At 54.0% G+C, this 23,783-nt stretch carries 20 protein-coding genes; 7 read left to right on the top strand and 13 right to left on the bottom strand.

Features of this window, described 5'->3' with window-relative positions; translation table 11 throughout:
* Positions 1-68 precede the first annotated feature (68 nt).
* Positions 69-1,067 carry an ABC transporter permease gene (locus tag AUQ43_RS05350; protein ID WP_062955194.1) on the top strand — a complete coding sequence of 333 codons (999 nt, stop codon included), beginning with the start codon at positions 69-71 and terminating at the stop codon, positions 1,065-1,067.
* A complete protein-coding gene (locus tag AUQ43_RS05345; protein WP_062955193.1) occupies positions 1,064-2,233 on the top strand; it encodes an ABC transporter permease in 1,170 nt (389 codons plus the stop codon). The genes AUQ43_RS05350 and AUQ43_RS05345 overlap by 4 nt, the downstream gene beginning before the upstream one ends.
* A gap of 70 nt (positions 2,234-2,303) precedes the next feature.
* Here AUQ43_RS05345 and AUQ43_RS05340 read toward each other — a convergent pair whose 3' ends face one another.
* From AUQ43_RS05340 to dusA, 4 genes are read right to left on the bottom strand one after another with little or no spacing between them, the layout of a single operon-like run.
* The gene (locus AUQ43_RS05340) at positions 2,304-3,161 is read right to left on the bottom strand and encodes a class I SAM-dependent methyltransferase (RefSeq protein ID WP_062955192.1); all 858 of its coding nucleotides are present in this window, start codon (positions 3,159-3,161) and stop codon (positions 2,304-2,306) included.
* Between the two features lie 55 nt (positions 3,162-3,216).
* Positions 3,217-4,434 carry a 3-phenylpropionate MFS transporter gene (locus AUQ43_RS05335; protein ID WP_062955191.1) on the bottom strand — a complete coding sequence of 406 codons (1,218 nt, stop codon included), beginning with the start codon at positions 4,432-4,434 and terminating at the stop codon, positions 3,217-3,219.
* Entirely contained in the window at positions 4,431-6,464 is a 2,034-nt protein-coding gene (gene mnmC, locus AUQ43_RS05330; protein ID WP_062955190.1) for a bifunctional tRNA (5-methylaminomethyl-2-thiouridine)(34)-methyltransferase MnmD/FAD-dependent 5-carboxymethylaminomethyl-2-thiouridine(34) oxidoreductase MnmC, read from the bottom strand. The genes AUQ43_RS05335 and mnmC overlap by 4 nt, the downstream gene beginning before the upstream one ends.
* Positions 6,461-7,456 (bottom strand): tRNA dihydrouridine(20/20a) synthase DusA, encoded by a 996-nt coding sequence (dusA, locus tag AUQ43_RS05325; RefSeq protein ID WP_062955189.1) that lies wholly within the window; start codon positions 7,454-7,456, stop codon positions 6,461-6,463. Before dusA ends, mnmC begins: the two co-directional genes overlap by 4 nt.
* A 144-nt stretch (positions 7,457-7,600) precedes the next feature.
* Here dusA and AUQ43_RS05320 point away from each other — a divergent pair, with 144 nt between their 5' ends.
* Both AUQ43_RS05320 and AUQ43_RS05315 read left to right on the top strand, forming a co-directional pair.
* A complete protein-coding gene (locus AUQ43_RS05320) occupies positions 7,601-7,951 on the top strand; it encodes an ArsC/Spx/MgsR family protein (protein WP_062955188.1) in 351 nt (116 codons plus the stop codon).
* A 14-nt stretch (positions 7,952-7,965) separates the two neighbouring features.
* Positions 7,966-8,640, top strand: a complete 675-nt coding sequence (locus AUQ43_RS05315) for an HAD family phosphatase (RefSeq protein ID WP_062955187.1) — start codon at positions 7,966-7,968, stop codon at positions 8,638-8,640.
* Positions 8,641-8,708: 68 nt separating this feature from the next.
* On the opposite strand, the gene ggt is transcribed toward AUQ43_RS05315, so the two are convergent.
* Both ggt and AUQ43_RS05305 read right to left on the bottom strand, forming a co-directional pair.
* Positions 8,709-10,496, bottom strand: a complete 1,788-nt coding sequence (ggt, locus tag AUQ43_RS05310; protein ID WP_232310592.1) for a gamma-glutamyltransferase — start codon at positions 10,494-10,496, stop codon at positions 8,709-8,711.
* Between the two features lie 101 nt (positions 10,497-10,597).
* Positions 10,598-11,434 (bottom strand): alpha/beta hydrolase, encoded by an 837-nt coding sequence (locus AUQ43_RS05305; protein WP_062955186.1) that lies wholly within the window; start codon positions 11,432-11,434, stop codon positions 10,598-10,600.
* A 249-nt stretch (positions 11,435-11,683) separates the two neighbouring features.
* Between AUQ43_RS05305 and AUQ43_RS05300 the strand changes: the two genes are divergently transcribed.
* Complete coding sequence (locus AUQ43_RS05300) at positions 11,684-12,364, top strand: Crp/Fnr family transcriptional regulator (protein ID WP_062955185.1); 681 nt, start codon at positions 11,684-11,686, stop codon at positions 12,362-12,364.
* A 235-nt stretch (positions 12,365-12,599) separates the two neighbouring features.
* The gene (locus AUQ43_RS05295; RefSeq protein ID WP_062955184.1) at positions 12,600-12,974 is read left to right on the top strand and encodes a DUF423 domain-containing protein; all 375 of its coding nucleotides are present in this window, start codon (positions 12,600-12,602) and stop codon (positions 12,972-12,974) included.
* Positions 12,975-13,087: 113 nt separating this feature from the next.
* Here AUQ43_RS05295 and rpmG read toward each other — a convergent pair whose 3' ends face one another.
* From rpmG to AUQ43_RS05280, 3 genes are all read right to left on the bottom strand, one after another.
* Positions 13,088-13,255 (bottom strand): 50S ribosomal protein L33, encoded by a 168-nt coding sequence (gene rpmG, locus AUQ43_RS05290; protein WP_008890790.1) that lies wholly within the window; start codon positions 13,253-13,255, stop codon positions 13,088-13,090.
* A 94-nt stretch (positions 13,256-13,349) separates the two neighbouring features.
* Positions 13,350-14,816: a S41 family peptidase gene (locus AUQ43_RS05285; protein ID WP_232310591.1), complete on the bottom strand. Its 1,467-nt coding sequence runs from the start codon at positions 14,814-14,816 to the stop codon at positions 13,350-13,352.
* A gap of 236 nt (positions 14,817-15,052) precedes the next feature.
* The gene (locus AUQ43_RS05280; protein WP_062955183.1) at positions 15,053-15,457 is read right to left on the bottom strand and encodes a DUF983 domain-containing protein; all 405 of its coding nucleotides are present in this window, start codon (positions 15,455-15,457) and stop codon (positions 15,053-15,055) included.
* 188 nt (positions 15,458-15,645) lie between these two features.
* Between AUQ43_RS05280 and AUQ43_RS05275 the strand changes: the two genes are divergently transcribed.
* Positions 15,646-16,428 (top strand): Hpt domain-containing protein, encoded by a 783-nt coding sequence (locus AUQ43_RS05275; RefSeq protein WP_062955182.1) that lies wholly within the window; start codon positions 15,646-15,648, stop codon positions 16,426-16,428.
* Positions 16,429-16,508: 80 nt separating this feature from the next.
* Here AUQ43_RS05275 and rnr read toward each other — a convergent pair whose 3' ends face one another.
* The 4 genes from rnr to plsY form a co-directional block, all read right to left on the bottom strand.
* Positions 16,509-18,941: a ribonuclease R gene (gene rnr / locus AUQ43_RS05270; protein WP_084271990.1), complete on the bottom strand. Its 2,433-nt coding sequence runs from the start codon at positions 18,939-18,941 to the stop codon at positions 16,509-16,511.
* Between the two features lie 48 nt (positions 18,942-18,989).
* Complete coding sequence (gene topA / locus AUQ43_RS05265; protein ID WP_062955181.1) at positions 18,990-21,620, bottom strand: type I DNA topoisomerase; 2,631 nt, start codon at positions 21,618-21,620, stop codon at positions 18,990-18,992.
* 170 nt (positions 21,621-21,790) lie between these two features.
* Positions 21,791-23,107 (bottom strand): DNA-processing protein DprA, encoded by a 1,317-nt coding sequence (dprA, locus tag AUQ43_RS05260; protein WP_232310590.1) that lies wholly within the window; start codon positions 23,105-23,107, stop codon positions 21,791-21,793.
* A 27-nt stretch (positions 23,108-23,134) separates the two neighbouring features.
* Entirely contained in the window at positions 23,135-23,782 is a 648-nt protein-coding gene (gene plsY, locus AUQ43_RS05255; RefSeq protein WP_062955179.1) for a glycerol-3-phosphate 1-O-acyltransferase PlsY, read from the bottom strand.
* Position 23,783: the final 1 nt, after the last annotated feature.

Here is a 23,783-nt window from a genome sequence, read left to right as displayed (position 1 = left end):
CTGGAAACCTGCTGTTTTGCGCTGTTGAGGGAATGGCGTGAAACAGCATCGGGGGAGCAACAGCGCCGATGCTGACCTATCTGGCAAGACGGCTTTTTGTGATGATACCCACACTGTTGATAATCAGTGTGCTGGTCTTTGTGATCATTCAGCTGCCACCCGGTGATTTTCTGACCACCTATCTCAACGAGCTTCAAGCACAGGGTGAGGCGGTCGATCCAGCCAAGATCGAGTTTCTCAAACGGCAATATGGGCTCGATCAGCCGATTTATATTCAGTACGCCGAATGGGCGTGGGGCCTTTTGCAGGGTGATCTTGGGTTCTCCTTTGAATACAACCTGCCGGTAACCGACGTGGTTGGCGACCGCCTTTGGTTGTCTCTGGTCCTGAATTTCAGCACGGTTCTGTTCATCTATATCGTCAGCTTCCCGATCGGGATTTATTCTGCAACCCGGCAATATAGCTGGGGCGACTATGGCTTTACCCTTCTGGGATTCCTTGGTCTTGCCATGCCGAACTTCCTGTTCGCGTTGATCCTGCTTTACTATGCCAACGTCGTTTTTGGCACATCAATCGGTGGCCTGATGGACCCGGAATACATCAACCAAGGCTGGTCCTTGGGCAAGATGATGTCGGTGGTCGAACACCTTTGGGCGCCTGTCGTCGTTATCGGGACATCTGGCACGGCATCCATGATCCGCCGTCTGCGTGCGAACCTTCTTGATGAGTTGGGCAAACAGTATGTTGTGACCGCCCATGCCAAGGGGCTTTCACCGACCAAGGTACTGTTCAAGTATCCGCTCCGTATGGCTCTTAACCCATTCATTGCCGATATCGGTAACATCCTGCCACAGGTGGTCTCGGGGTCGGTTCTGGTATCGGTTGTGATGTCATTGCCCACTACGGGGCCGATGTTGCTTACCGCTTTGCAAAGTCAGGACATGTATCTGGCTGGTTCGTTCCTGATGTTTCTGGCACTGCTGACGGTTGTCGGGATGTTTGTTTCCGATGTTTTGCTTGCTTGGCTTGACCCTCGTATCCGCTTGCAGGGAGGGGTTGGCAAATGAGCAAGGAAACAGAAAAGCGGAACGAACATTTTGTTGATACTGCACCGTTCAATCCCTGGGACCGCGAGGAACTGACGCCAGAGCAGGAAAAGTATTTCCTCGCTTCGCAATGGCAATTGATGTGGTGGCGTTTGAAACGCCACCGGCTGGCCTATTTTTCGCTGATTATTTTGGCGATTATGTACGCGTCGGTCTTTATCGTCGAATTCATTGCGCCTTATGCACAGGAAACGCGTAATTCCGAATACATCCACCATCCGCCGCAGGGGGTGCATCTTTTCCATGACGGGGAATTTGTTGGGCCATTTACCTATGGCACGGATTTCTCGGTGGATATGGAAACGCTCAAGCCGATCTATACGGTTAACCCTGACCGGCTTGAACAGCTTCGTTTCTTCTGTTCCGGGGATGAGTACGCATTCTGGGGCATGGTTGATATGGACTTCCATTTCATCTGCCCCTCAGAGAACGGCACACTGTTCTTATTTGGTACCGACAGACTGGGACGCGACATGTTTTCGCGCATCATCTATGGCGCGCGTGTTTCGCTGACCATTGGCCTTGTCGGGATTGCGGTAAGTTTCTTGCTCGGCATTCTGATCGGCGGGGCGGCCGGCTATTACGGTGGCTGGGTCGACTCAACAGCTCAGCGTTCGATCGAAGTAATTCGCTCCTTGCCGGAAATCCCGCTCTGGATGGCATTATCGGCGGCCTTGCCGGTCACATGGAGCCCGATCCTGATCTATTTCGGTATCACCATCATTCTGGGCCTGATTGATTGGACCGGACTTGCCCGCGCTGTGCGGTCAAAGCTTTTGGCTCTGCGCGAAGAAGACTATGCCCTGGCAGCCCGCCTGATGGGTGCAAAACCAAAACGCATCATCGGGCGTCATCTTTTGCCAAACTTTGCCAGCCACCTTATCGCATCGGTAACACTTTCAATCCCGAACATGATCCTTGGCGAGACAGCGCTTAGTTTTCTTGGGCTGGGGCTTCGTGCGCCGGTGACCAGTTGGGGTGTTTTGCTTAATGAAGCGCAAAACATCAATGCGGTCGCGGTTTATCCCTGGCTGATGTTGCCGGTTGTCCCAGTGGTTGTCGTGGTGCTAGCCTTTAACTTCCTGGGTGATGGGTTGCGCGATGCGGCCGACCCCTACAAGAACTGACACACGATAACCATCACACATGCAAAAGGCAGCCGCGTAGGCTGCCTTTTGCTGTTCTGAGCGAGGTTATCTAGCGCTTGCGCAGCCAAAGACTTGTTTCATGCGCGCCTTCGGGAAGGTGGATGCCGTTGGCTATGGAGTGATCAACCTCGTCACGCATGCGGGTCGTGGCATATGCGCTTGACCACATGATTTCAAACCCGCCGCCGGCCAGAAGGGCCGCGACCCCCTGTTGTTCGTTATATCCGCGCCATTGCCAGATTTCCGGGTAGTCATCAGGCAGGGTGATGTCGTGGATATGAATGATCGCCCCGCTTGGCAGGGCCGGGATGACCGATGAGAAAAGCAGGTCAACGTCCGTTCCGGGCATCAGAATATGGCTTGAGTCGATGGACAAGATGTCTGCGCCTGTCAGCGTATCGAACACCTTCGGATCGGCCTTCTGGACGATGGTGCGCTCGACCGTGATTGGCAGCTTTGCGATATCGGCACGTGGTGCCGGGTCGATGGCGTGAAATGATGTTTCAAGTTCGCCGTCTTTGATCGCGCGGTAATAGAATCTGGTTGAATGACCAGATCCGATTTCAATGATGCGATCAGGGCGAAATTCACGCGTAAAGACATATGCCATCATGCCGTCAAGGCGCGGAAACCAACTTTGCTGCCAGCGCGGGTTGGGCGGGGTGGCGTTGCCGAAACTCGCAAATGCATCATGATACTGTGCAGCCTTTGTAAGCCATGCTTTCATGGTGGGGGCCGCGCCGTCCATCATGTTTTCAATTGCCGGGTAGGTAGGGCGTCCAACGGCCTTGCCTGTCTCATTGGCGTAGCGGTATGGAATGAAATAGCCTGCTGGCGCGTTGCCAAACAGGGTCTTCAAACCCAGTTTCCAGCGACGCATTCTGCGAGAGAACGGCATGGAGGTCATTGCAAAGGCCCCTTTGAATTCAATGTGGCGTTCAGTCGTTTCTTATTGGCTGGTTTCAATCGTCGCAAAAGGTCTGATCCTCGCCGCGCCAGCTTTGCAATAGCCATATAGCAAAGCCAAATGCAATCGCAGAGAAAGCCGCCATCAGGTAATAAACCTGCGACCCAAACTGTTCATAAAGCGGTCCGGAAACCCAGATGCTGCTGCCAAGGAACACACCCATCGACAAGGTGGCCATTAGGCTTTGCGCCGACGTCGCAAGTTGTTGCGGTATGGCGCGGGCGATAAAGCTGACAGCTGCCAAATGCGTGATCCCGAAAGTCATGGCGTGAAGAGGCTGGACAAGAATAATCAACCATAGATTGTCGCTTGTGCCCAGTACAATCCATCGCAAAATCCCTGAAGCGGCACCCAGCGCAAACAATATGCCCGGGTGGCGACCGCGGACAAAGCGTCCGGCGACCGCAAACAGAACGATTTCCGCAATCACACCAATCGACCAGAAAATACCGATCATTTCATGGGAAAAACCAACCGATTCCCAGTGGACAGACGCAAATGCGTAATAGGTGCCGTGTGCCCCTTGGGCAAAGCCGATGCAGGCCAGATAGATCAGGAAAACCGGTTTGCGCAGGAGATAAATCAGGGATGACCCAGACCGCAACGGGCGGTCCGTTTGCGGATCAGGCATGCGGGTTGTGATGGCAAAATTCACAATTCCGGCAACGAACAGCATCCAGACGATCCATTCCGTCGATGTGCTGTCAAGAACCCAGCCTGCGCCATAGGAGGCCAGAATAAAGGCAAGCGATCCCCAAAGCCGTACCCGTCCGTAATCAAGCTCACGCGCCTTGCATTCATGCACCGTAATTGTGGTGCCAAGGGGCAAAAGCGGGGAGAACGTAAAGCCGATAACCACTGAAAGGGCTGCAAGCCACCAGAAGTCGCTTGAGAGCGGAAAGGCCAAAATGGAGATCACATAGATGCCCGCAAGCCATAGCATAGGCGTTTTGCGGTTGCCGGTACGGTCAGCGCGCTGGGCAATCAAAGGATCGGCAAAGACGCGTACCCAGTTGGGCAACGACAGCAAAATACCAATTTCGGCCGCCGACAAACCCTGTGATTTCAGCCAAACCGGCCAATATGGCAGAAATACCCCTTGAATCAGAAACAGGCCGGAAAAGAACAGCGCCAGTACGGTCGCCGTTTTCATGCGATCAGGGTCTTTGTCTGGTCTTGGCGTTGAGGCCGCGGCGGCGCTTGGTGTTTTCATACCGTGATTTGCCGTCGTTTGAGGCCGCGAATGATGAAACGCGCAGGGTGGATGGCATCTATCAGCACCTTTTCCAGAGGCAGGGGCATATCGCAAATCTCACTGGCAATAATCTCGGCGGCAAGTGGGGCACCGATCAAGCCGCGCGCCCCGAAGCCGGTACAGATATACACGTCTTTGTGGTAGGGCGCATCCGGATATCGGGCGCCTTTTTTGCCTTTGTCTATATCGCCATAGGAGGCCAGATAGGCATCGAAATCCGGCGCAGGGCCGATCAGGGGCAAATGATCGGCGGTTGTGGTCCGCAAGGATGCACGCCCGTCTAACTTCGTCGCCGACAAATTTGCTGCGATATCGGGCAGGACCTTGGCAAGTTGTTTGACGTTAAAATCGTGATCATCATCGCGCAGATCAATCCGGGCATCATCGCGGCCGAAAGTTGCGCCAAACACGTGAACGCCGTTTCTGGCGGGCGTAATGTATCCCTTATGACTCAGGACACATTTAATCCGGGCGTGCTCGCCGGTTTTTGCGACAAGCTCTGCTGGCAGGTAACTGATTTGGCCTCGCACGGGGTTAAGATGACTGGAAAGCCAGCTTGTCTGATCCAGCGTCAGGGTCTCCAATGCGCCAGCAATGATAACGGCGTCAAACGGACCGTATTCATTGCCGTTCTCGTCTGTCAGGCATTTGCCTTTATCGCAATCACGGATGCGTATGATTGTCCTCGATAGGTGAATGTCTATACCGCTTGCAAACGCCTGAACGACAGACGGCGGATTGACCCATCCCGCCGATGGATAGAACACGCCACCGAACGGCAAGGCCAGGCCAAACCGCTCTGACGCCTGGTTTGCATCAAGCGCCTCAACAAGATCAGTTTTGTCACCAAGACGGGCAATCAAACCATCCAGCCGTTCGTGTTTACGTGCGTTGGTGGCAAGATCAATCACGCCGCAAAATTCGGCTTCTACCTGTCCCTGATCGGCAAGCCTTTTGATCTTGCGATGGCTGAAACGATAGCCTGCCTCATAAAATCGACCCATGATTGCGTCATCAACGGTCAGATAGGGCTCCAGCATGCCAATTGGATTGCCCGATGCGGCATTCGCCAGTTGATCGGCCTTCTCGAAAAGCGTCACGGCACATCCGCGTGCGTTTAAGGCATCGGCGCAAGATGCACCGGCAAGGCCACCACCGATGATGGCCACCGCTTTTGCATTTTCGGGCGTTGGCAGATTGAACCATGGATCATCTGCGATCTCGAATACTGGCGGTTTATTGTCAGCTTCTTCAAACGCAGAAAGCGTCGCCGTGATCATGTCGCGCTTATAGCCAAATCCTTTGCGCTTGTTGATTTCAAAGCCAGCACTTTCCAGTCCGTCGCGCGCGATGCGCGCTGCAGTAAAAGTCGCGAGGCTTGCGCCAGTTGGGCAAGAGGCACTGGCAAGCGCTGCAAATAAGTCTGGATGCCACATCTCGGGATTGCGCGACGGCGCAAAACCATCAAGAAACCAGCAATCAATTTTGCCGTCATATCCCGACCAGCATTCAATCGCATCGCCGATCAGAAGGGTGAGGCTGATCGCACCATCCGCCAGGGAAAACCGATGCACGCCCGGTAGCATGGTCTCATGGGGCCAGATATCGGCAAGCTTTTTGGAGTATTGCGACAGTTCTGGCCAGCTCTGATGGGCGCGGATCATGTCATTGCGGGTAAGCGTGTATTTCTCGACCGAAACGAAATGCAGGCGTTTGGAGCGATTGGCATCGCTATCCCAGCATTGCCATGCAGCCAGGAAGTTAAGCCCCGTGCCAAAGCCGGTCTCGCCAATCGTGAAGTTTTCCCGGTGCTGCCAAGCATTGGGCAGGTTGTTGCCCCCCAGAAACACATAGCGCGTTTCCGCCAGCCCGTCCTTGGGGTTGAAATAGATGTCACCAAAATGCGGGGAGTAGGGTACGTCACCATCACGCCAAGTGATGTCACCGGCCTTTTGATCTTTTTCGTCGGCATTTTGATCTGCGGTCATGCAGACAGGACCTCGTCATCCTGTTCGGGGACAAGGGACAGGGCTTCGCGCACGACGTCGGTACCAGCCCCTTTGCGATGGGCATTTTCGCTAAGGTAGCGACGCCATTGTTTTGCCCCACGCATTTGCTGGAAAAGGCCCAGCATGTGCCGCGTAACATGGCCAATGGTGCCATGTTCCTCTTTCAGGTGCTCTTCGATATAGGGCAGCATGGCTTCAACCACCTGGTGGCGGGTTGGTGCCTTGGCGTCGTCGCCGTAAAAACGTCGATCCACATCGGCCAGAATATACGGGTTTTGATAGGCTTCGCGCCCGATCATGACACCGTCTACCTGCTTCAGATGTTCTTCTGTGTCATCAAGCGTCTTGATACCGCCATTGATCAGGATTTCCAGTTCGGGGAATTCCTGTTTGAGCTGATAGACCAATTCGTATTTAAGCGGCGGTACCTCACGGTTTTCCTTCGGAGACAGCCCCTTGAGCCACGCCTTGCGGGCATGAACGATAAAGGTCTTGCAGCCGGCCTCGGCAACCGTTTCGGTAAAGCGTTTGAGCGACGGGTAATCTTCCTGATCATCGATGCCAATGCGGTTCTTGACCGTAACCGGCGCGTCACTGGCCGAGATCATCGATTTCACGCAGTTTGCAACAATATCGGGTGTCGCCATCAGACAGGCGCCAAATGCGCCGTTCTGGACGCGATCAGACGGGCAACCGCAATTCAGATTGATTTCGTCATAGGCATACTCATTGGCGATCTCACACGCACGAGCCAGATCATCCGGATCGCTACCGCCAAGCTGAAGTGCAACCGGATGTTCGACATTGTTATAACGCAGATGCCGGTCTACCCGGCCATGCAGGATGGCGCCGGTTGTGACCATTTCGGTATAAAGCAACGTATGACGACTGATCTGCCGCAGGAAATAGCGATCATGCCGGTCCGTCCAATCCATCATCGGGGCGACGGAAATACGCCGATTAACAGTCATATGCCTACCGTTTTTCATCAAAGCGGGGTGAAGAGGGTTGCTGTATTCCAAGCGCGGTCTTTATATAGGTTCCGGGATTTAGGGTCAAAACCGATTGCGTGATGCATGGCTGCATCCCGAAGATATTAAAGCACAGGAATTGATATGGTTACGATTTACGGCATCAAGAACTGCGATACTGTCCGCAAAACCCTGAAATGGTTTGATGCAAAGGGCATTGAAAACAAGCTCCATGATTTCCGTGCTGACGGTATTGTTGCCAAGACTATCGAAGGTTGGCTTGATGAAGTCGGTGGCAAGGTTTTGATCAATAAGCGCGGGCCGAGCTATCGCAACTTAAGCGATGACGACAAGGCAACGCTTGATCAGGGCGGTGCTGCGGCTGCCACAATCCTTGCTGCCAACCCGACTGTAATCAAGCGCCCGGTTGTCGATTTCGGATCTACCCGCACAGTGTCTTATGATGAGGCACGCTGGACGGAACTGGCCGGTTGATAAGGGGAAAACCTATGGACAAGCCTGTCGTTCGTGGCGTGATTTTTGATTGTGATGGTGTGTTGGTTGATACCGAGACATTGGCATGCCGGGTGTTGACCGAACAGCTCTGTGATTATGGCTGCGACATGAATATGGCCAAAACACATGACCTTTTCATTGGCGGGACATTGGCCATGGTGCCGCCAAAGATGGAAACGATGTTCGGGGTGACATTGCCCGACGACTGGCTTGCTGAATGTTATGAGCGGACATTTGTTGCGTTTCGCAATGATCTGAAACCGTTCCCGCATCTTGACCCGGTGCTTGATCTGCTTGACCAAAATAACATTCCGATGGCAATCGGAAGCAATGGCCCGCATGCAAAGATGGAAGTGTCGCTTGGAAAGGTGGGGTTGAAAGACCGCTTTGCGGGGCGGGTATGCTCTGCCCATGATGTTGCCAACGCCAAACCGCATCCAGACGTGTTCTTGCTGGCAGCAGAAAAGATCGGTGTGGATATCAGCGACTGTATCGTCGTGGATGACAGCCAGAATGGTGTACGGGCGGGCGTTGCATCCGGGGCGACGACTGTCGGTCTTGTGGACATTACGCCCGCTGAATATCTGCTTGATGCAGGCGCGCATCATATTGCAACCGATCACAACGATCTCTATCGCCTGCTGGAAGACTGGGTGTTGGTCTGGTGAAAGTACCTAGGCAGGTGATCTGAAAACAAGGGCAGCACCGCAAAGGCGCTGCCCTTTTTACGGGATCCTTACTGACCGATAACAATGCCTTCGCGGCGGGGGTCGGCCCCGCCAATCAAGCCGTCTTGTGTCACCATAATGGTGTGAATTCCGGAATTAAGGTCGCGAATGCTGGTCTTGAAGCCCATGTCCTCAAGGGCAGGGGCAAGCATTTCCGCATCTGTTTCGGCCTCAAGGTCAAAGGTGCCAAACCGGTTGACTAGATGGGGCATGTTAATGGCTTCCTGCGGGGACATGTTCCAGTCAATCATGCCGATCAGTGATTGCGCAACATAACCAATGATGCGCGATCCCCCCGGGGAGCCGGTCACAATAAGCGGTTTGTCGTCCTTCATGACGATGGTGGGCGCCATGGATGAACGTGGCCGTTTGCCCGGTGCCAGAGCATTGGCAATCGGTACGCCATCGGAATGGGTACGGAATGAGAAATCCGTCAGCTCGTTATTGAGCATAAACCCGTTGACCATAAGGCGTGAACCAAATCCGTTTTCAATCGTGGTCGTCATCGAAACCGCATTGCCATAGATATCAACAATCGAGAAATGACTGGTGCTTGGCAGTTCAATCGCGTTGTCGTCAGCCCATTTCATGGCGTGGCTGAAGCTCGGCATGCCGGGGTCGACGGTTTCAAGCGCGGTCTTCCGATCAAGCAGTCTGGATCGTTCCGTCAGATAGGTTTTATCGAGCAAACCGGTCAATGGCATCGGAACAAAGTCAATATCGGCCATGTAACGGCCGCGATCAGCAAATGCCAAACGCGATGCATCGCCAATCAAACGCCAGCTTTGTGGGGAACGAGGGCCCATCGCTGCGATGTCATATGGTTCAAGCAATCCAAGTATCTGTCCAACCGTCAGCGCGCCCGAAGAAGGCGGCCCCATGCCGCACACGTCATGTTTGCGATACTCGATACAGACAGCCGGACGTTCCTTGACCTGATAGGTGGCGAAATCCGCAAGTGAAAGCACGCCGGGGTTCCAGACAGCCGCCTTAACCTTGTCGACAATGTCGCGCGCGATCTTGCCTTGATAGAAATTTACGGTGCCGTTGGCTGCAAGGTCTTGCAAGGTTTTGGCATATTCCGGGTTTTGAAGAAGTGTACCTGCGGCAAGTGGCAGGCCATCCTGGTCAAAGAAATACCCCTTGGCTTCGGGGTCGCGTGACAGTTTCTCGGCATCGTTTGCGATGAGTGCCGCAAGACGCGGTGAAACTTCAAATCCCTTTGTCGCTGTCTGGATTGCTGGATCGAACAGGCTATTCCATGGAAGTTGGCCCCATTTTTCATGCGCAGCCTTCATCAGGGCAGGGGTGCCAGGTGTACTAACCGACCTTCCGCCAACAACCGCATCATAGAATTTAAGCGGTTCACCGTTTTCATCCTGAAACAGTGTGGGTGTTGCGTTCAGTGGGGCGGTTTCGCGGCCATCAAGGGTGATCAGCTTTCCAGTGGTCGCATCGAAGTAAACCAGAAACGCACCACCCCCAAGCCCGGATGATTGCGGCTCCACAAGACCCAGCATGGTTTGAATAGCGACCATGGCATCAATGGCATTGCCGCCGGAACGCAGGATATTCGCACCAGCCTCGACCGCAAGCGGGTTGGCGGCACTGATCATCCAGTCATTGGCGATGTCGGAGCCGCGTGTCTGATTGGATAAGCTGGTTGTACTTGCTTCGGGTGCAATGGCGTCTGTTGTTTGCTGGGCAGAAGTTCCTTGGACAAGGCAGGTCGACAATAGTCCTGCCACAGCAACAGCCTTGATCATTTTGACAGAGATGGAAGCTTCGTGGGGCATGTTCCAGACCTCTTTGGTTGCTTGAAGGTTTGCGTAAAACAAAACACCCGCATCGTGGCAGATGCGGGTGCAAATGGGCAGAAAAATCTGTGGCTGGTTTTTCAGGCAGCAGTTTTGTTACCCTTGCTGCGCGCTTGTGTGACGAGCTTGACTTGTAGCCATTCCATTATGGTTTCAGCCACTTTTTCCCAGTTTTTATCAAGCATCATGGCGTGGTGGATGTCCTCGATCAGGGCATAATCCGCGCCATAGCGTTTGGCGGTGTGGTGGATCAGCTCGCTCTGGATGATTTCGTCATCACGTGCGCCAAGCACCAGCATGGACGGAACCTCATCCTTTGACAGAAAGATCGGGTTGGCTCCCATCATGTCGGCAATTGCGCGCTGACTTTCCGTTTCAAGTCGCCCGAAATAGATCATACCTTCGTCTTCCGCGATATCGGGCGAAAGCATTGCACGGCCAAGTCGTTCACGCAGCAAGGTGTGCGGGCCGATGGCTTGCAGCCAGAACATCTGGAAATAAAGGTCTGGCTGGGCCATCGCCATCATGGCATTGCTGGCAATCAATCCTTCGGGCGGGACGGATGCCATCAGTATTGCGGCCTCGGCACTGTGGCGTTCAAGATATTTCTGAACGATATAGCCGCCCATGGAATGCCCGATCAGGACGGGTTTCTTGCCAAGGGTTTCGACAACCTCTTCAAGGTCCTCGACGTAATCGTCAATGGACGCAAGACTGCGCAGTTCGCGACCACCACTTCCCCCATGACCACGTAAGGAGAAAGCCACGGTCTCAAAACCGCGTTCGGCAAACCAGGTCAGGAAGTGTTCGTTCCAGCACCACGCGCCGGTATAGGCGCCATGAGTAAAGACAAGGGGATGCTTGCTTTTGGGTTTGCCGGTTGGACTGCGGCGAAAAATCTCCAGTTCGGTGTTCATGGCCGGTCTCCTCCTCGCTAAGCGGGATGGGTGCAAACTGACGCTTTAATTGAAAAGCCGTGGTGTATGTTCGCACATGCAGCATGTTTTTGTCCATTCACAAGTATGAATGCCTCTTTGGTTTGGCAATGATTGTCAGTCTGAGGTTGTTTGCTTATGATTACCCAAGGGACAGCAAAAGATGTGATCGGACGCAGGTGATCTGTCGTTCGGAACAGAACAACATTTTAGTGAGAAGCTTGGGGGGATATGGTCAAATTATCTGTGGTCGGCATATTCGCAGATCTCGATGAGAGTGCGATAACAGATGTCGAACGCCACGTTAACCGAAAGACATTTTCTGCCGGGGCGCAAATTATCGAACCTGAGTCGGACAGTTCGGACGTTTATCTGATCCTTTCGGGGCGCGTCCGGATCGTCAATTATTCCTTGTCAGGGCGTGAAATCACGCTTGAGGAAATCGGCGCTGGTGGCTGTGTCGGGCAGTTGTCTGCAATTGACGGGGAGCCGCGCTCAGCCTGTGTTATCGCGGTTGACGATACCAGTGTTGGCATCCTGAGCCCTGCCAATTTTGAAAAGGTTGTCAAAAGTCACCCATCGGTTGCCTGGAACGTCATCGGGGAACTGGCCAGAATTGTGCGTAATTCCACCCGCAGGATTGTTGATGTCAGCACATTGGGCGCAAACGAACGCGTGGTCGCAGAAGTTCTACGCCGTGCGCGCAATGTAAGTGATGAAAACGGTGCTGCGTTGTTGTCACCCGTTCCGGTGCACTCTGAAGTCGCCAGTCGCGTAAGCACCTCGCGCGAGACTGTGGCGCGGGTGATGAGCACGCTTGGACGTCGGCAACTGGTGCAGAAGGCCGATAGTGGTCTGATTGTGCCTGATGTTCGCAGGCTTGAAGAATTCCTAAGCGAGTCAATTCATTAACTGCGATTTGTGTGATTTTTTGGCCGATATGTGATGGCTGTCACAGAGTAAGGTTAAATCGACAGGTAAACATAACGGTGTGGCGGACGTTTCGATGATCCGGCACATCTCCCCCAAGAGAGTTACTGGCCGTACATTTATTGTACGGCCATTTTTTTGCGTTTTCGCATGGCGCACCATCAGCGGCCTGACTAAGGTAAGCAAGACAAATGCTTATTAAGACAGGGGATCAACAATGCGTTTATCTGTCGTTATGGCCGGATTGAATGGTGCTATGGCCGTCGCGCTAGGCGCGTTTGCTGCGCATGGTATGACAGGCAGTGATATGGACTATGCGCGCAGCCTTGTTGAGAAGGGCGCTCACTATCAGTTGACCCATGCAGTTGCACTGGCTGCAGTTGCCGGTCTTGTGCATCATGTGCGGGACGAAAAGTTCCTGCGCTTTGCCGCATATGCGATGCTGATCGGTATCTTGTTCTTTTGCGGATCGTTGTATGCCATCGCCTTTAGCAGCATTTCCGCCTTTGGTGCGGTCGCGCCGATTGGTGGCTTTGCCTTTATCGGTGGCTGGTTGTTGCTGGCAGCAGCAGGGTATCGCCGCTTTGGCTGATATCGACATCAAGTCTAGCATCGCAGCAGGTAGAGGCGGGTAGAAACAAAAAAGGACGTGTTCCGAAGAACACGTCCTTTTTTGATCTTTGTAACCGGTTCCGAAGAACTGGATTACTTCATTTTCGCTTCTTTGAACACGACGTGCTTACGCACGACCGGGTCGTACTTGCGAAACTGGAATTTCTCGGTGGTATTCCGCGGGTTCTTCTTAACAACATAGAAGTAACCGGTGTCTGCGGTGCTTACCAACTTTACGAGGATCGAAGCGGGCTTCGCCATGTCTCTGCATCCTGTGTTCAGGTGTATCTCAGGCCGCGGAACATAAAGGTTATCAGCAGAGTGTCAAGCCATTTTGGCAAAAAAGAATGCAAATTTATTGGCTGGCAAATGTATCCGCGATTTCCTCTTGTCCGGCATAGGCCAGATTCTTGTATTCACGGTGATTTTTCAGAAGTTCCAGGGCGACGTCGACATCAAATGCTGTCCCATTTGAACTCGCGGGACAGACATCGCGAAGCTCGCGACGGGATTTTTCATCCTGATAGTCGAGGTTGCGCCATTTCGTCATCACAGAAGCGATTTTGTCACGTTGCGACAGGGCGTCGGTGACGTAATGTATCGGTGTGGTACCGTCCTCTGGCTGCGTGCAAATCGCCGGGAACAGACCAATCCTGTCAAAAGTGTAACCAGACGGTGCGGTGATGCGTGACCAGGTAAAGGTCAGCGTTCCATGGTTCGGTAAATCGTTGATTGCCTGCACGGAACCCTTGCCAAAGCTTGTCGAGCCAATCAGAACAGCGCGATGACGGTCCTGAAGGGCTGCTGCGACCAGTTCGGCAGAAGACGCTGTACGCCCGTCAATCAGGATCACAAGCGGCGCACCTTCGGTCAGGTCTTTTGTTTCTGCCTGAAATTCGTGACGCGCGGCCATAACACGTGAAAAGGTCTTGCCGATTGGGCCGTCGGCAAGAAACAGGTCTGCGACGGCCACACCCTGTTGAAGCAACCCACCGCGATTGCCGCGAAGATCAAGAATAACCCCATGAAGACCGCCGTTATAAAGCTTGGCCTTCATGATGTTATCGGCAAGAGTTGACGCTGTTGCCGAGTTAAAGCTGCTAATCCGTGCGATCAGGACGTTGTCGCGGATCTCGGTGAAGACAGTTCGGTCAATCACCCTTTCACGCAGAATTTCGATCGGGGTAATCGCACCACTATTGGCGGCATTTACCTCAATCAGGACGGAACTTCCTTCTTCGCCATGCAACAGGTCAGCGGTGTATCGGCTGGCCTTGCCATACATGTCCAGACCATTGACGGTAACAATCTGGTCGCCAGCATTAAGCCCTGCGCGTGCGGCGGGGCTGTCGGCATGAACAAGTTTGACGACGGGATAGCCGGTGCCGCCAACAACCCTTACGCCAATGCCGATATATCCATCACGGCGGTTACGTGCATTTTCTGCGCGTTCCGGGCCCTCATAGCGGCTATATCGGTCAAGATTACGGATCGCACCGCTGATCAGAGCGGACTCGACGTCTTTCGTCGCCGTGTTTCGGAGTTTGGCAGAATGCGCACGATAGCTTGCAAGGCCACGAAGCGTGATCTCTGACCAAATCTGCAGATTGTCCTGATCATTGGCTTCGCCAGAGACAACTGGCAATGCGATCCGGTCGACGGTTTTCTTTTCATACTGCAGGATCAGGTCATTGGGCGTGATATCAACGCGGATGTCATCGTCAATTGCTGAGAGGCCATCCAGAGTATTAACCAGGATCTGCTCGCGGCTGATTGGGTCTATATAGCGCGTTGCGACCAGTTCGATTGTCTGGGAAATCAATTCCTGAGTTTGTGGATCATCTGGCGAGCTAACACCAACGTTCGGTGAACTTGCGCAAGCAGACAGAACAACAGAAAGGCCAACAACCGCGCATATGCGTTGGAAACAGCGTATGCCGTTGTCGATTGTGTCACTGGTGTTCTGAAAAATGCCTGGTGCGACCAACTAAACAATCCGTTGATTTCAGGTAAGGTAACCTACGCATTCTAATCAAAAAAATGCTGGTTGGCTAACGACTATCCCTTGATGCGCATGGCCCACTGAGTGCCAAGGACAGCCCCCTTGATAAAGGGCAATATTGCAAGACACAGCGCGACTGTTGCCGGAAGCCAAATCGAAAGCTGCAATGCCATCGACGGGCTGAAATTTTGTTCCATCGCCAGTGCGCCCGGCACGACAATATGCCCGACCAAAAAGATTGTGAAATAGGGTGGGGCATCGTCGCAGCGGTACTCACCAATCGGATGGCTGCACACATCACATTCCGGGCGTAACTTCAGATACCCGCCAAAGGCAAAGCCATGGCCACAGTTCGGACATTTTCGCCGAAAACCACGACGCAGGCCAGTCATGATGCGACTGCCATTCTGGTCGGGGGCGGTGTCATTTGTTTGCGGGGAAAGATCGTGTGGGGCATTCATGGTCAAAATTTACTCCTGTCGCCTCTCAACGCGCACTTGATCCGGGTGACGAAAACGGGCATTGAAACGGTAAGCCATCATCATGATGTTCGATCGCGCAGGCAAGTAAAATCGACCCGCCATTTTCACCTTGCGGGCGCATTTATGGTAACGTTTGCTTGATCGAACAGTTGCCAAAGGAGTGCCCAATGGGAAATGCAGATGCCGTCGTTGCCGGTCTGAAACAGGACTTCATTGAGGACACGCTGGAACGCATTGATCGCATTGAAACAACGATCGACCGTGTTGCGGGCGGCATGGATGAAGCAGAGCCGGGTATTGCTGAACTTCGGCGCGAAGCCCACACCGTCAAAGGTCTGGCCGGATCGTTCGGGTTTCCTTTGGTCGGTGCGATTGCCCATCGACTTGAGGACTATATCGCGGATCTGAGCGAAATTGATGACCTTGAAGCGGCATCGTTGGTCGATTTCACCAGCTGGATTCGAGAGATCATCGAAAGCGGTACGAACCCGCAGGCAGAAGAAGAAACCCGTATCCTTCGCTCCTTGCCGACCCGAAGCGTCAAAGCCGATGAAAAGAACAAGACCTCGAACGTGGCGGTCGCACAGAACAAGGAAGTCCTTTTGGTCACAGCTACAGCCGTGCAGGGCCATTTTCTGCAGCGTGAGCTGCGTGAAAAGGGATTCCGGACCATTACGGCCCGCTCAGCGGTCGAGGCGTTCGAGACCGTCGTGCAATCACGCCCGGATGCCGTGATTACCGCTGCCGTGCTGGATGGGCTGAGCGGGATTGAACTGATCCGCGCTCTGGCGGCGATGAAAACGCTGGCGGACAAAAAACTGGGCCTTTTGACAAGCTTCGATGCGTCTCATCCGGATCTGGAAGGTTTGCCGCAGAACGTCGCGATCATTAGCAACCGGGGCAAGCAGACTGCCGAACATCTCGCGAAGTTCATCGAAACCATGCTCTGATCATTTGCCGGAACGTTCGTGGTAAACTGAAAAAGGCGGCCATATAGGCCGCCTTTTGTCGTTTCGCGGGATCAATCGGTTTAATCCGACTTCGGCCCCTGTTTTGCCGAGTTGCGCGCCGCACGGTTGGATGCCACCAGTTTGCGTTGCTTTTTCGGCGTTGTCTTTTTCTTGGCTCCGGCTTTCCTGCCCTTCGACTTGGTCGCGGAGGCCCCGCCGGCACCGTGTGCGTCGCGCGGACCAGACCGGAATCCTGGCTTGCTGCCATGCCGGTGGTTGCGATCACCCGGGCTACCGCGCCGTTTGCCAGATCCACGACGTCCACGCGGGCGCTCAATCAGGTCACGTTCGGTGATGTCGGCATGCTCTGCAAGGCGCAGGGCCAAAGAACCCGTGGCGGCATCAGCATCGGCGATCCGAACGACAACCGTATCGCCCAACTGGAATTTCTTTCCCCGGTTCTGCCCGACCAGCGCGTGGCTCGCCGCATCATGGATGTAATAGTCATCGGGGAGGGTGGATATCGGAACCAAGCCGTCGGCACCGGTTTCGTTCAGCGATATGAACAGTCCGAAATGCGTCACCCCGGAAATCTTGCCGGGGAACTCTGCGCCGACCTTATCGGACATATAGGCCGCAACATACCGGTCAACCGCATCGCGCTCGGCCATGGCGGCACGCCGTTCGGTGCCCGATATATCTTCACCGATCTGCTCGAACCGTTCGCCTTCTTCAGGCGTTAGTCCGCCTTCACCAAGCTTGAGGCCTGCGATCAGGGCGCGATGGACCAGAAGGTCGGCATAACGACGGATCGGGGAGGTGAAGTGCGCGTATTTCTTAAGCGCAAGCCCGAAGTGCCCGATATTGTCGGGGCTATACATTGCCTGTGACTGGCTGCGGAGCACGACTGTGTTAATCAGTTCAGCCTCAGGCGTGTCCTTGGCGAGCTCAAGGATGCGGTTGAAATCACGCGGTTTGAGGACCGATGCCTTGTTTAGCTTGTATCCGGCACCCTCAAGGAATTCGTGCAGGGCTTCAAGCTTCTCTTCGCTCGGGGCATCGTGGATACGGTACATGCAGGGCTGTTTGATGCGTTCGAGCTCTTCTGCCGCACACACGTTGGCCGCGATCATGAACTCTTCGATCAGCTTGTGACTGTCAAATCGTGCGCGCGGTGCGATGGCAATGATCTGTCCCTGATCATTCAGCTCGATTTTGCGTTCGGGCACATCAAGTTCGAGTACGCCACGCTTCTTGCGAGCTTCCAAAAATGCATTGAACGCGCCGTAAAGCGGTTTGATGATGGTATCAACCAGCGGACCGGTGGTTTCGTCCGGCTGGCCGTCCATAGCGCGCTGAACCTGATCATAGGTCAGACGCGCCGCCGAGCGCATCATGCCACGGCAGAATTTATGACGAAGTTTGTGGCCGTGCTTATCAAGCCACATCTCTACCGCCATGCAACCGCGATCTTCATGCGGGACAAGCGAACACCAGCCATTCGAAAGCTCAAACGGCAGCATCGGTACCACGCGATCCGGGAAATAGCAGCTATTGCCGCGTTTGACCGCCTCACGATCAAGCGCATCGCCCGGACGCACGTACCAAGACACGTCGGCAATCGCGACCATGATGTGCCAGCCACCCTCATTGGCGGGATCCGGGTCGGCTTCAGCCCAGACAGCATCGTCAAAGTCCCGCGCATCGGCGCCATCAATGGTGACCAGCGGAATATCGCGCAGGTCTGTACGTTTGCCCAGTGGTGTGGCCTTGGACTCACGCGCCTGAAGCTCGACTTCAGGCGGGAATTCAAACGGAATGCCGCGCGCATGGATCGACACCAGGCTAATGGATTTTGGCTCGTTGATATTGCCAAGAACCTCGGTGATACGGCCTTTGCGCAATCCGAAATGCTTGCCCGGCAGGATTTCGGTCAGAACCAGTGCACCGCTTTCCAGATCAGGATGATCATCAAGCGGGACTGCAATCTCGCCGCTATCCTTGCGATCTGTGGGCACAACGCGGCCTTCGCGTTCGTTGGGGCGATAAAGTCCCAAGACGCGCTGTGGCCCGCTTCCAAGGACCCGCATGATGCTGGCTTCATAGGTATGCTTGCCGGTATAGCGCAGCTTGGCCAAAATCTTGTCACCGATACCCGGTGCACTTGGGCCGCCACGGCGGATCGACTTCACCACGATCAGCGGCGGGTCATAGTCATGCTTCCAGACATTCGGTTTGGCCAGGACTTCGCCATCATCATCAATCCCGGTGATTTCAAGCACCTCAACCGGGGGCAGGCGGTCAGGCTTGTCAAAGCGCCGCCGTCCCTTGACGACATCGCCGCCGATTTTCAGTTCTTTCAGGATCTTCTTGAGTTCGATCTTGGCTGCGCCCTTGATGTTAAAGGCGCGCGCGATCTCTCGCTTCCCAACGGGTGTCGGGCTCATATCGATGAATTCGATAATCTCTTCCTTGGTCGGGAAGTGCTTTTTGTCTTCTGTATCGTTCGCCAACGTTGCGGCGTCCTTTCATAGGTATTCCAGAGAAAAGGAAGGCGGCAGTTAATCTGCCGCCGCCTTTTTCTTGGTGGTCTTTTTCGCTGCCGGTTTCTTGGCAGCGGTTTTCTTTTTTGCTGGCGCTTTTTTCGTCGCCGTCTTTTTCGCAGAAGCCTTGGTGGTCTTACCCGATTTGGCTTCTTTTTCCTTGATGGCCTTTATTGCCATCTCAAGGGTAATGTCGTCACGCTCTACATCGCGGATATTGGCGATGGTTTTTTTGTGTTTAACGAACGGTCCCCAGCGCCCGACGGCAACAAAGATCGGTTCACCATCATCGGGGTGTTTGCCGATTTCCTTGCCAGCCTTCTCGCGCTTGTCGGCGATCAGGGTAATGGCACGGTTTTCACCAATGGTCAGAACATCATCGTCGGCTTTGAGCGAGGCAAAGATGCTGCCCGCCTGAACATAGGGGCCAAAGCGGCCAATGTTGGCTTTCATTTCCTCGCCGGTTTCGGGATAGATCCCGACAACGCGCGGCAAGGTCAGAAGTTCTTCGGCCTTTGTCAGGTCAACGACAGATGGTTCCAGTCCCTTGGGCAGGGAGGTCCGCTTTGGCTTGACCTTTTTCGGCTTGCCGTTCTTGCCTTCGACTTCTTCTTCCTCGCCAAGCTGGACGTAAACACCATACGGGCCCTTGCGAAGGGTGATTTCCTTACCGGTTTCCTTGTCGATACCCAGGACCTTGGGGCCGGCATCCAGTTCGGAATCCGCACCGTTTTCATTGGCAACAAGCGGCCGCGTATAATTGCATTCCGGATAGTTCGAACAGCCAAGGAATGCGCCAAACTTGCCAAGTTTCAGGCTGAGTTTACCGTCTTCGCATTTCGGGCATTTATGCGGATCGGTTCCGTCTTCACGCGGCGGGAACAAATAGTTTTCCAGCATTACCTGAAGCGCATCAAGAACGTCGGTGATCTTTAGTTCCTTGGCCTCGTCAACATTGCCTTTGAACGATTTCCAGAAATCCTTGAGAACATCTTTCCAGGCGAGCTTGCCCATCGAGATTTCATCAAGCTGGTTTTCGAGGTCTGCGGTGAAGTTGTACTGCACATACCGTTCAAAGAACTTCGACAGGAAGGCGGTCACGAGGCGACCACGGTCCTGTGCGACGAAACGGCGACGATCCAGCAAGACGTAGTTTCGATCCTGAAGGACCGAGATGATTGATGCGTAGGTCGATGGCCGGCCAATCCCAAGCTCTTCCATCTTCTTGACCAGGCTCGCCTCGGTATAGCGGGGCGGAGGCTGGGTGAAGTGCTGATCTATGCTGACTTTGCCCAGGTCAGGCTTCTGGCCTTCTGCGAGCGGCGGCAGACGACGATCTTTTTCGTCATCAGAATCGTCATCCTTGCCTTCCTGATAAAGCTTCAGGAAACCATCAAACTTAACGACAGATCCGTTGGCGCGCAGGACCACGTGATTGTCATTCGATGACAGATCCACAGCGACCTGATCAAAGCGTGCATCTTCCATCTGACACGCTACGGTCCGCTTCCAGATCAGCGTGTAAAGGGCCAACTGGTCCTTATCAAGATGACGCGACACCTGTTCCGGGCGGCGGAAAAGATCGGTCGGACGGACGGCTTCGTGGGCTTCCTGCGCGTTCTTGGCCTTGTTGGCAAAGCTGCGCGCATTGGCCGGAAGGTATTGATCGCCATAATCCTTGCCGATCAGGCGGCGTGCGGCGGCGAGTGCTTCCTGTGAAAGCACCACGGCATCCGTACGCATATAGGTGATCAAACCAACCGTCTCGCCACCGATATCGACACCTTCATACAAGCGCTGGGCCAACTGCATTGTGCGCTTCGCACCAAAGCCAAGCTTACGTGAAGCTTCCTGCTGCAGGGTTGAAGTCGTGAAAGGTGGCTGCGGACGGCGTTTTACGTCCTTGCGCTCGACCTTCGATACCTTGTAACTGCGGCTTTCAACCTTTTCCTTGGCGACCTTGGCAGCGTTTTCATCGCCAAGTGCAAGTTTATCGAGTTTCTCGCCATTCAAATGGGTGAGGCGGGCTGAAAACTTGCCTTCTGGCACAGCAAATCCTGCCTCAAGCGACCAGTATTCATCAGGCTTGAAGGCTTCGATCTCGATTTCGCGTTCGCAGATTAGCCGCAACGCAACGGACTGGACACGCCCTGCTGAACGCGACCCGGGCAGTTTGCGCCACAGAACCGGAGAAAGGTTAAAGCCAACAAGATAATCCAGCGCGCGGCGCGCCAGATAGGCATCAACCAGCTCCTGATTGAGTTCGCGCGGATTGGCGATGGCTTCGGTGACGGCTTTCTTGGTGATCTCGTGGAACACTACGCGATGAACATCACGACCGCGGAGCAGCTTTTTCTGCTCTAGAACTTCAAGAATATGCCACGAAATAGCTTCCCCCTCGCGATCCGGGTCAGTCGCGAGGTAGATGGTATCAGAGTCACGTGCTGCCGATGCAATTTCGCGAATCTGTTTTTCCGACCGGCTGTCTGTTTCCCAGACCATCGAAAAGTCGTTGTCGGTATCGACGGAACCATCCTTTGAGGGCAGGTCACGGATATGACCAAATGAGGCCAGCACCTTAAAATCGTCACCGAGATATTTGTTGATCGTCTTGGCTTTGGCCGGGGATTCGACGATGACAAGATTCATTACGTTTTTCGTGTCCGGTTCTTGCGCCCGAAGGCGGTCATTATGCTGTGTGGTCAGTAACCTGAAGTTTTGCACACATATATTATAGTGTGTCGCTGTTTTTCAGATCAAATTGCGCAAAATGCGGCAAATCACAACAATATTTGTCACGTCCATATTCGGCGCGACTCTCATTTGGCGATACGCGATACCCTATTTCCGGGGTGACGTTCAACCCTTCCTGCAAGTTCTAGTTCAATCAAAATTGTCGAAACCTGCTCGGCGGGCAAGTCCGACGTACGGATGAGTTCATCCACAAGAAGGGGTGAGGAGGAGAGTAAATCAAACAGTTTTTCAGTGTCCTCTATCGGATTTATTTCAGTGTCGGCACAGGATGAAAGTTCATTTATTTCAATTGGTTGTTCTGCTTTTTTCTCGTCCTCTGAGATAGCGTCACGTTCAAGCGAAGAAAGTATCTCTGCGTATCGGGGTGAGGATGAGCCATTAGGCTTTGCAGAGGGCTCTCGAGTGAAAGCATGAATTTCTTCGGACAGATAGTTGTTTTGCTCTGCCTGCCGGATCGTATCCAAAACGACGTCGGCAGAGTCGCACAATATTGCGCCATCACGGATCAGGCTGTTTGGTCCGCTCGCACGGGGATCCGTCGGTGAACCCGGAACTGCAAAAACGTCGCGACCTTGTTCTCCTGCGAACCGCGCGGTTATCAACGACCCTGAATTTCGTCCGGCCTCGACAATAATAACGCCATAAGACAGACCCGATATAATGCGATTGCGACGGGGGAAGTGCCTTGCCTGCGGCTTTAGACCGGGTGGCATTTCCGATATTACGCAGCCCTGTTCGCAGAGCTGCGAATAAAGGTCCTGATGTTCGCGGGGATACACCACATCAACGCCACCACCGAGCACTGCAATCGTGCCGCCGGTGTCTTTGCCAGCACACTGCATCGCTGCCGCATGCGCAGCCCCGTCGATCCCGCGCGCCATGCCGGATACGACAACATAACCGGCGCTGACAAGTTCATGACTGAGTTTGCGCGCAAAACCACATCCGGTGGCGGATGCATTCCGGGCACCGACAATTCCAACCGCTGTTTTACCCAGCAGCTCCAGGTTGCCGATGGCGTAGAAATACGCCGGCGCATCATCAATTCTGGCAAGTAGCTCAGGGTATTCGGGATCACCAAAAATGACGGGTTTGGCCTTGCAAGCTTTTGCCGCTTCGATTTCCGCAATGGTTTCTTCTCGGCCTGCGAGTTCGATTTTCCGTGAACCTTTGGCTTGGCCGACAATGTCCGGAAGCGCCTCTATCGCAAGTCGAGCCGTGCCAAACTGATCCAGCATCTTGCGAAAGCTGACCGGGCCGATATTGGTGCTCCGCGCAAGCCGCATACGAGCAAGGCGTTCAGATTGTGGCAATCGCTGTGGTTGTTGCTCTGGAAAATGCATAACGCCCGGATTGTGGTCATCCGGGCGTTCTTTCGTCAAGCTATTCGAAGGGGCGGTTTGCGTCCCTTAAGCTGAAGTATCTTCGTCAGCCTGCTTTTTCTTTTGACCGATTTTGGGTTCTTCGCCGCGTATCAAGCGTCTGATGTTCGCGTGATGGGCCAGCCAGACAATCACGGCAAGAAATACACCAAGCCATCCGGCACCCGGATCTTTGGCAATGAAAAAGGCGGCCAGTGGGGCGGCAATCATCGCGATCAGCGCCGAAAGGGACGATATGCGGAAAACAAGCGCCATGACAAGCCAGGTCAGCGCGGCACAAAGGCCCATGATCCAGTTTACGGCTGCCAATGTTCCAAGCGTGGTTGCAACGCCTTTGCCGCCTTTAAAACGCAGCCAGATCGGGAACATGTGCCCAACGACCGCTGCGCCGCCCGCGAAGATACCTTGCTCAGCACCATAAAGATGGGTGAACAGCAATGCCGCAAAGGCACCTTTGCCTGCATCCCCGATCAGGGTCAGAAAGGCAAGGCCCTTGCGCCCGGTGCGCAGCACGTTGGTCGCACCAATATTGCCAGAACCGATTTGACGGATATCGCCAAGGCCCGCCATTCTGGTAAGCACAAGACCAAACGGGATTGAGCCCAGCAGATAACCACACACTGTGGCAACCTGAAGCGACATCAACATCGCTTTGTACGTGGCATCAAGTTCCATT

It is taken from the genome of Thalassospira sp. MCCC 1A01148, assembly GCF_001613795.1.
Taxonomy (GTDB): Bacteria; Pseudomonadota; Alphaproteobacteria; order Rhodospirillales; family Thalassospiraceae; genus Thalassospira.
Note: the sequence above shows the minus strand (reverse complement) of the source record. Positions and strands in the feature narration are given on the sequence as shown.

Bases quoted from the DNA above. Each gene is read 5' to 3' on its own strand.
- AUQ43_RS05280 (WP_062955183.1), bottom strand. From the start codon at position 15,457: ATGAATGCCCCACACGATCTTTCCCCGCAAACAAATGACACCGCCCCC.
- ggt (WP_232310592.1), bottom strand. From the start codon at position 10,496: ATGCCCCACGAAGCTTCCATCTCTGTCAAAATGATCAAGGCTGTTGCT.
- AUQ43_RS05295 (WP_062955184.1), top strand. From the start codon at position 12,600: ATGCGTTTATCTGTCGTTATGGCCGGATTGAATGGTGCTATGGCCGTC.
- AUQ43_RS05315 (WP_062955187.1), top strand. From the start codon at position 7,966: ATGGACAAGCCTGTCGTTCGTGGCGTGATTTTTGATTGTGATGGTGTG.
- AUQ43_RS05340 (WP_062955192.1), bottom strand. From the start codon at position 3,161: ATGACCTCCATGCCGTTCTCTCGCAGAATGCGTCGCTGGAAACTGGGT.
- dusA (WP_062955189.1), bottom strand. From the start codon at position 7,456: ATGACTGTTAATCGGCGTATTTCCGTCGCCCCGATGATGGATTGGACG.
- AUQ43_RS05335 (WP_062955191.1), bottom strand. From the start codon at position 4,434: ATGAAAACACCAAGCGCCGCCGCGGCCTCAACGCCAAGACCAGACAAA.
- AUQ43_RS05275 (WP_062955182.1), top strand. From the start codon at position 15,646: ATGGGAAATGCAGATGCCGTCGTTGCCGGTCTGAAACAGGACTTCATT.
- AUQ43_RS05320 (WP_062955188.1), top strand. From the start codon at position 7,601: ATGGTTACGATTTACGGCATCAAGAACTGCGATACTGTCCGCAAAACC.
- plsY (WP_062955179.1), bottom strand. From the start codon at position 23,782: ATGGAACTTGATGCCACGTACAAAGCGATGTTGATGTCGCTTCAGGTT.
- AUQ43_RS05345 (WP_062955193.1), top strand. From the start codon at position 1,064: ATGAGCAAGGAAACAGAAAAGCGGAACGAACATTTTGTTGATACTGCA.
- mnmC (WP_062955190.1), bottom strand. From the start codon at position 6,464: ATGACCGCAGATCAAAATGCCGACGAAAAAGATCAAAAGGCCGGTGAC.
- AUQ43_RS05300 (WP_062955185.1), top strand. From the start codon at position 11,684: ATGGTCAAATTATCTGTGGTCGGCATATTCGCAGATCTCGATGAGAGT.
- rpmG (WP_008890790.1), bottom strand. From the start codon at position 13,255: ATGGCGAAGCCCGCTTCGATCCTCGTAAAGTTGGTAAGCACCGCAGAC.
- AUQ43_RS05305 (WP_062955186.1), bottom strand. From the start codon at position 11,434: ATGAACACCGAACTGGAGATTTTTCGCCGCAGTCCAACCGGCAAACCC.
- topA (WP_062955181.1), bottom strand. From the start codon at position 21,620: ATGAATCTTGTCATCGTCGAATCCCCGGCCAAAGCCAAGACGATCAAC.
- AUQ43_RS05350 (WP_062955194.1), top strand. From the start codon at position 69: ATGCTGACCTATCTGGCAAGACGGCTTTTTGTGATGATACCCACACTG.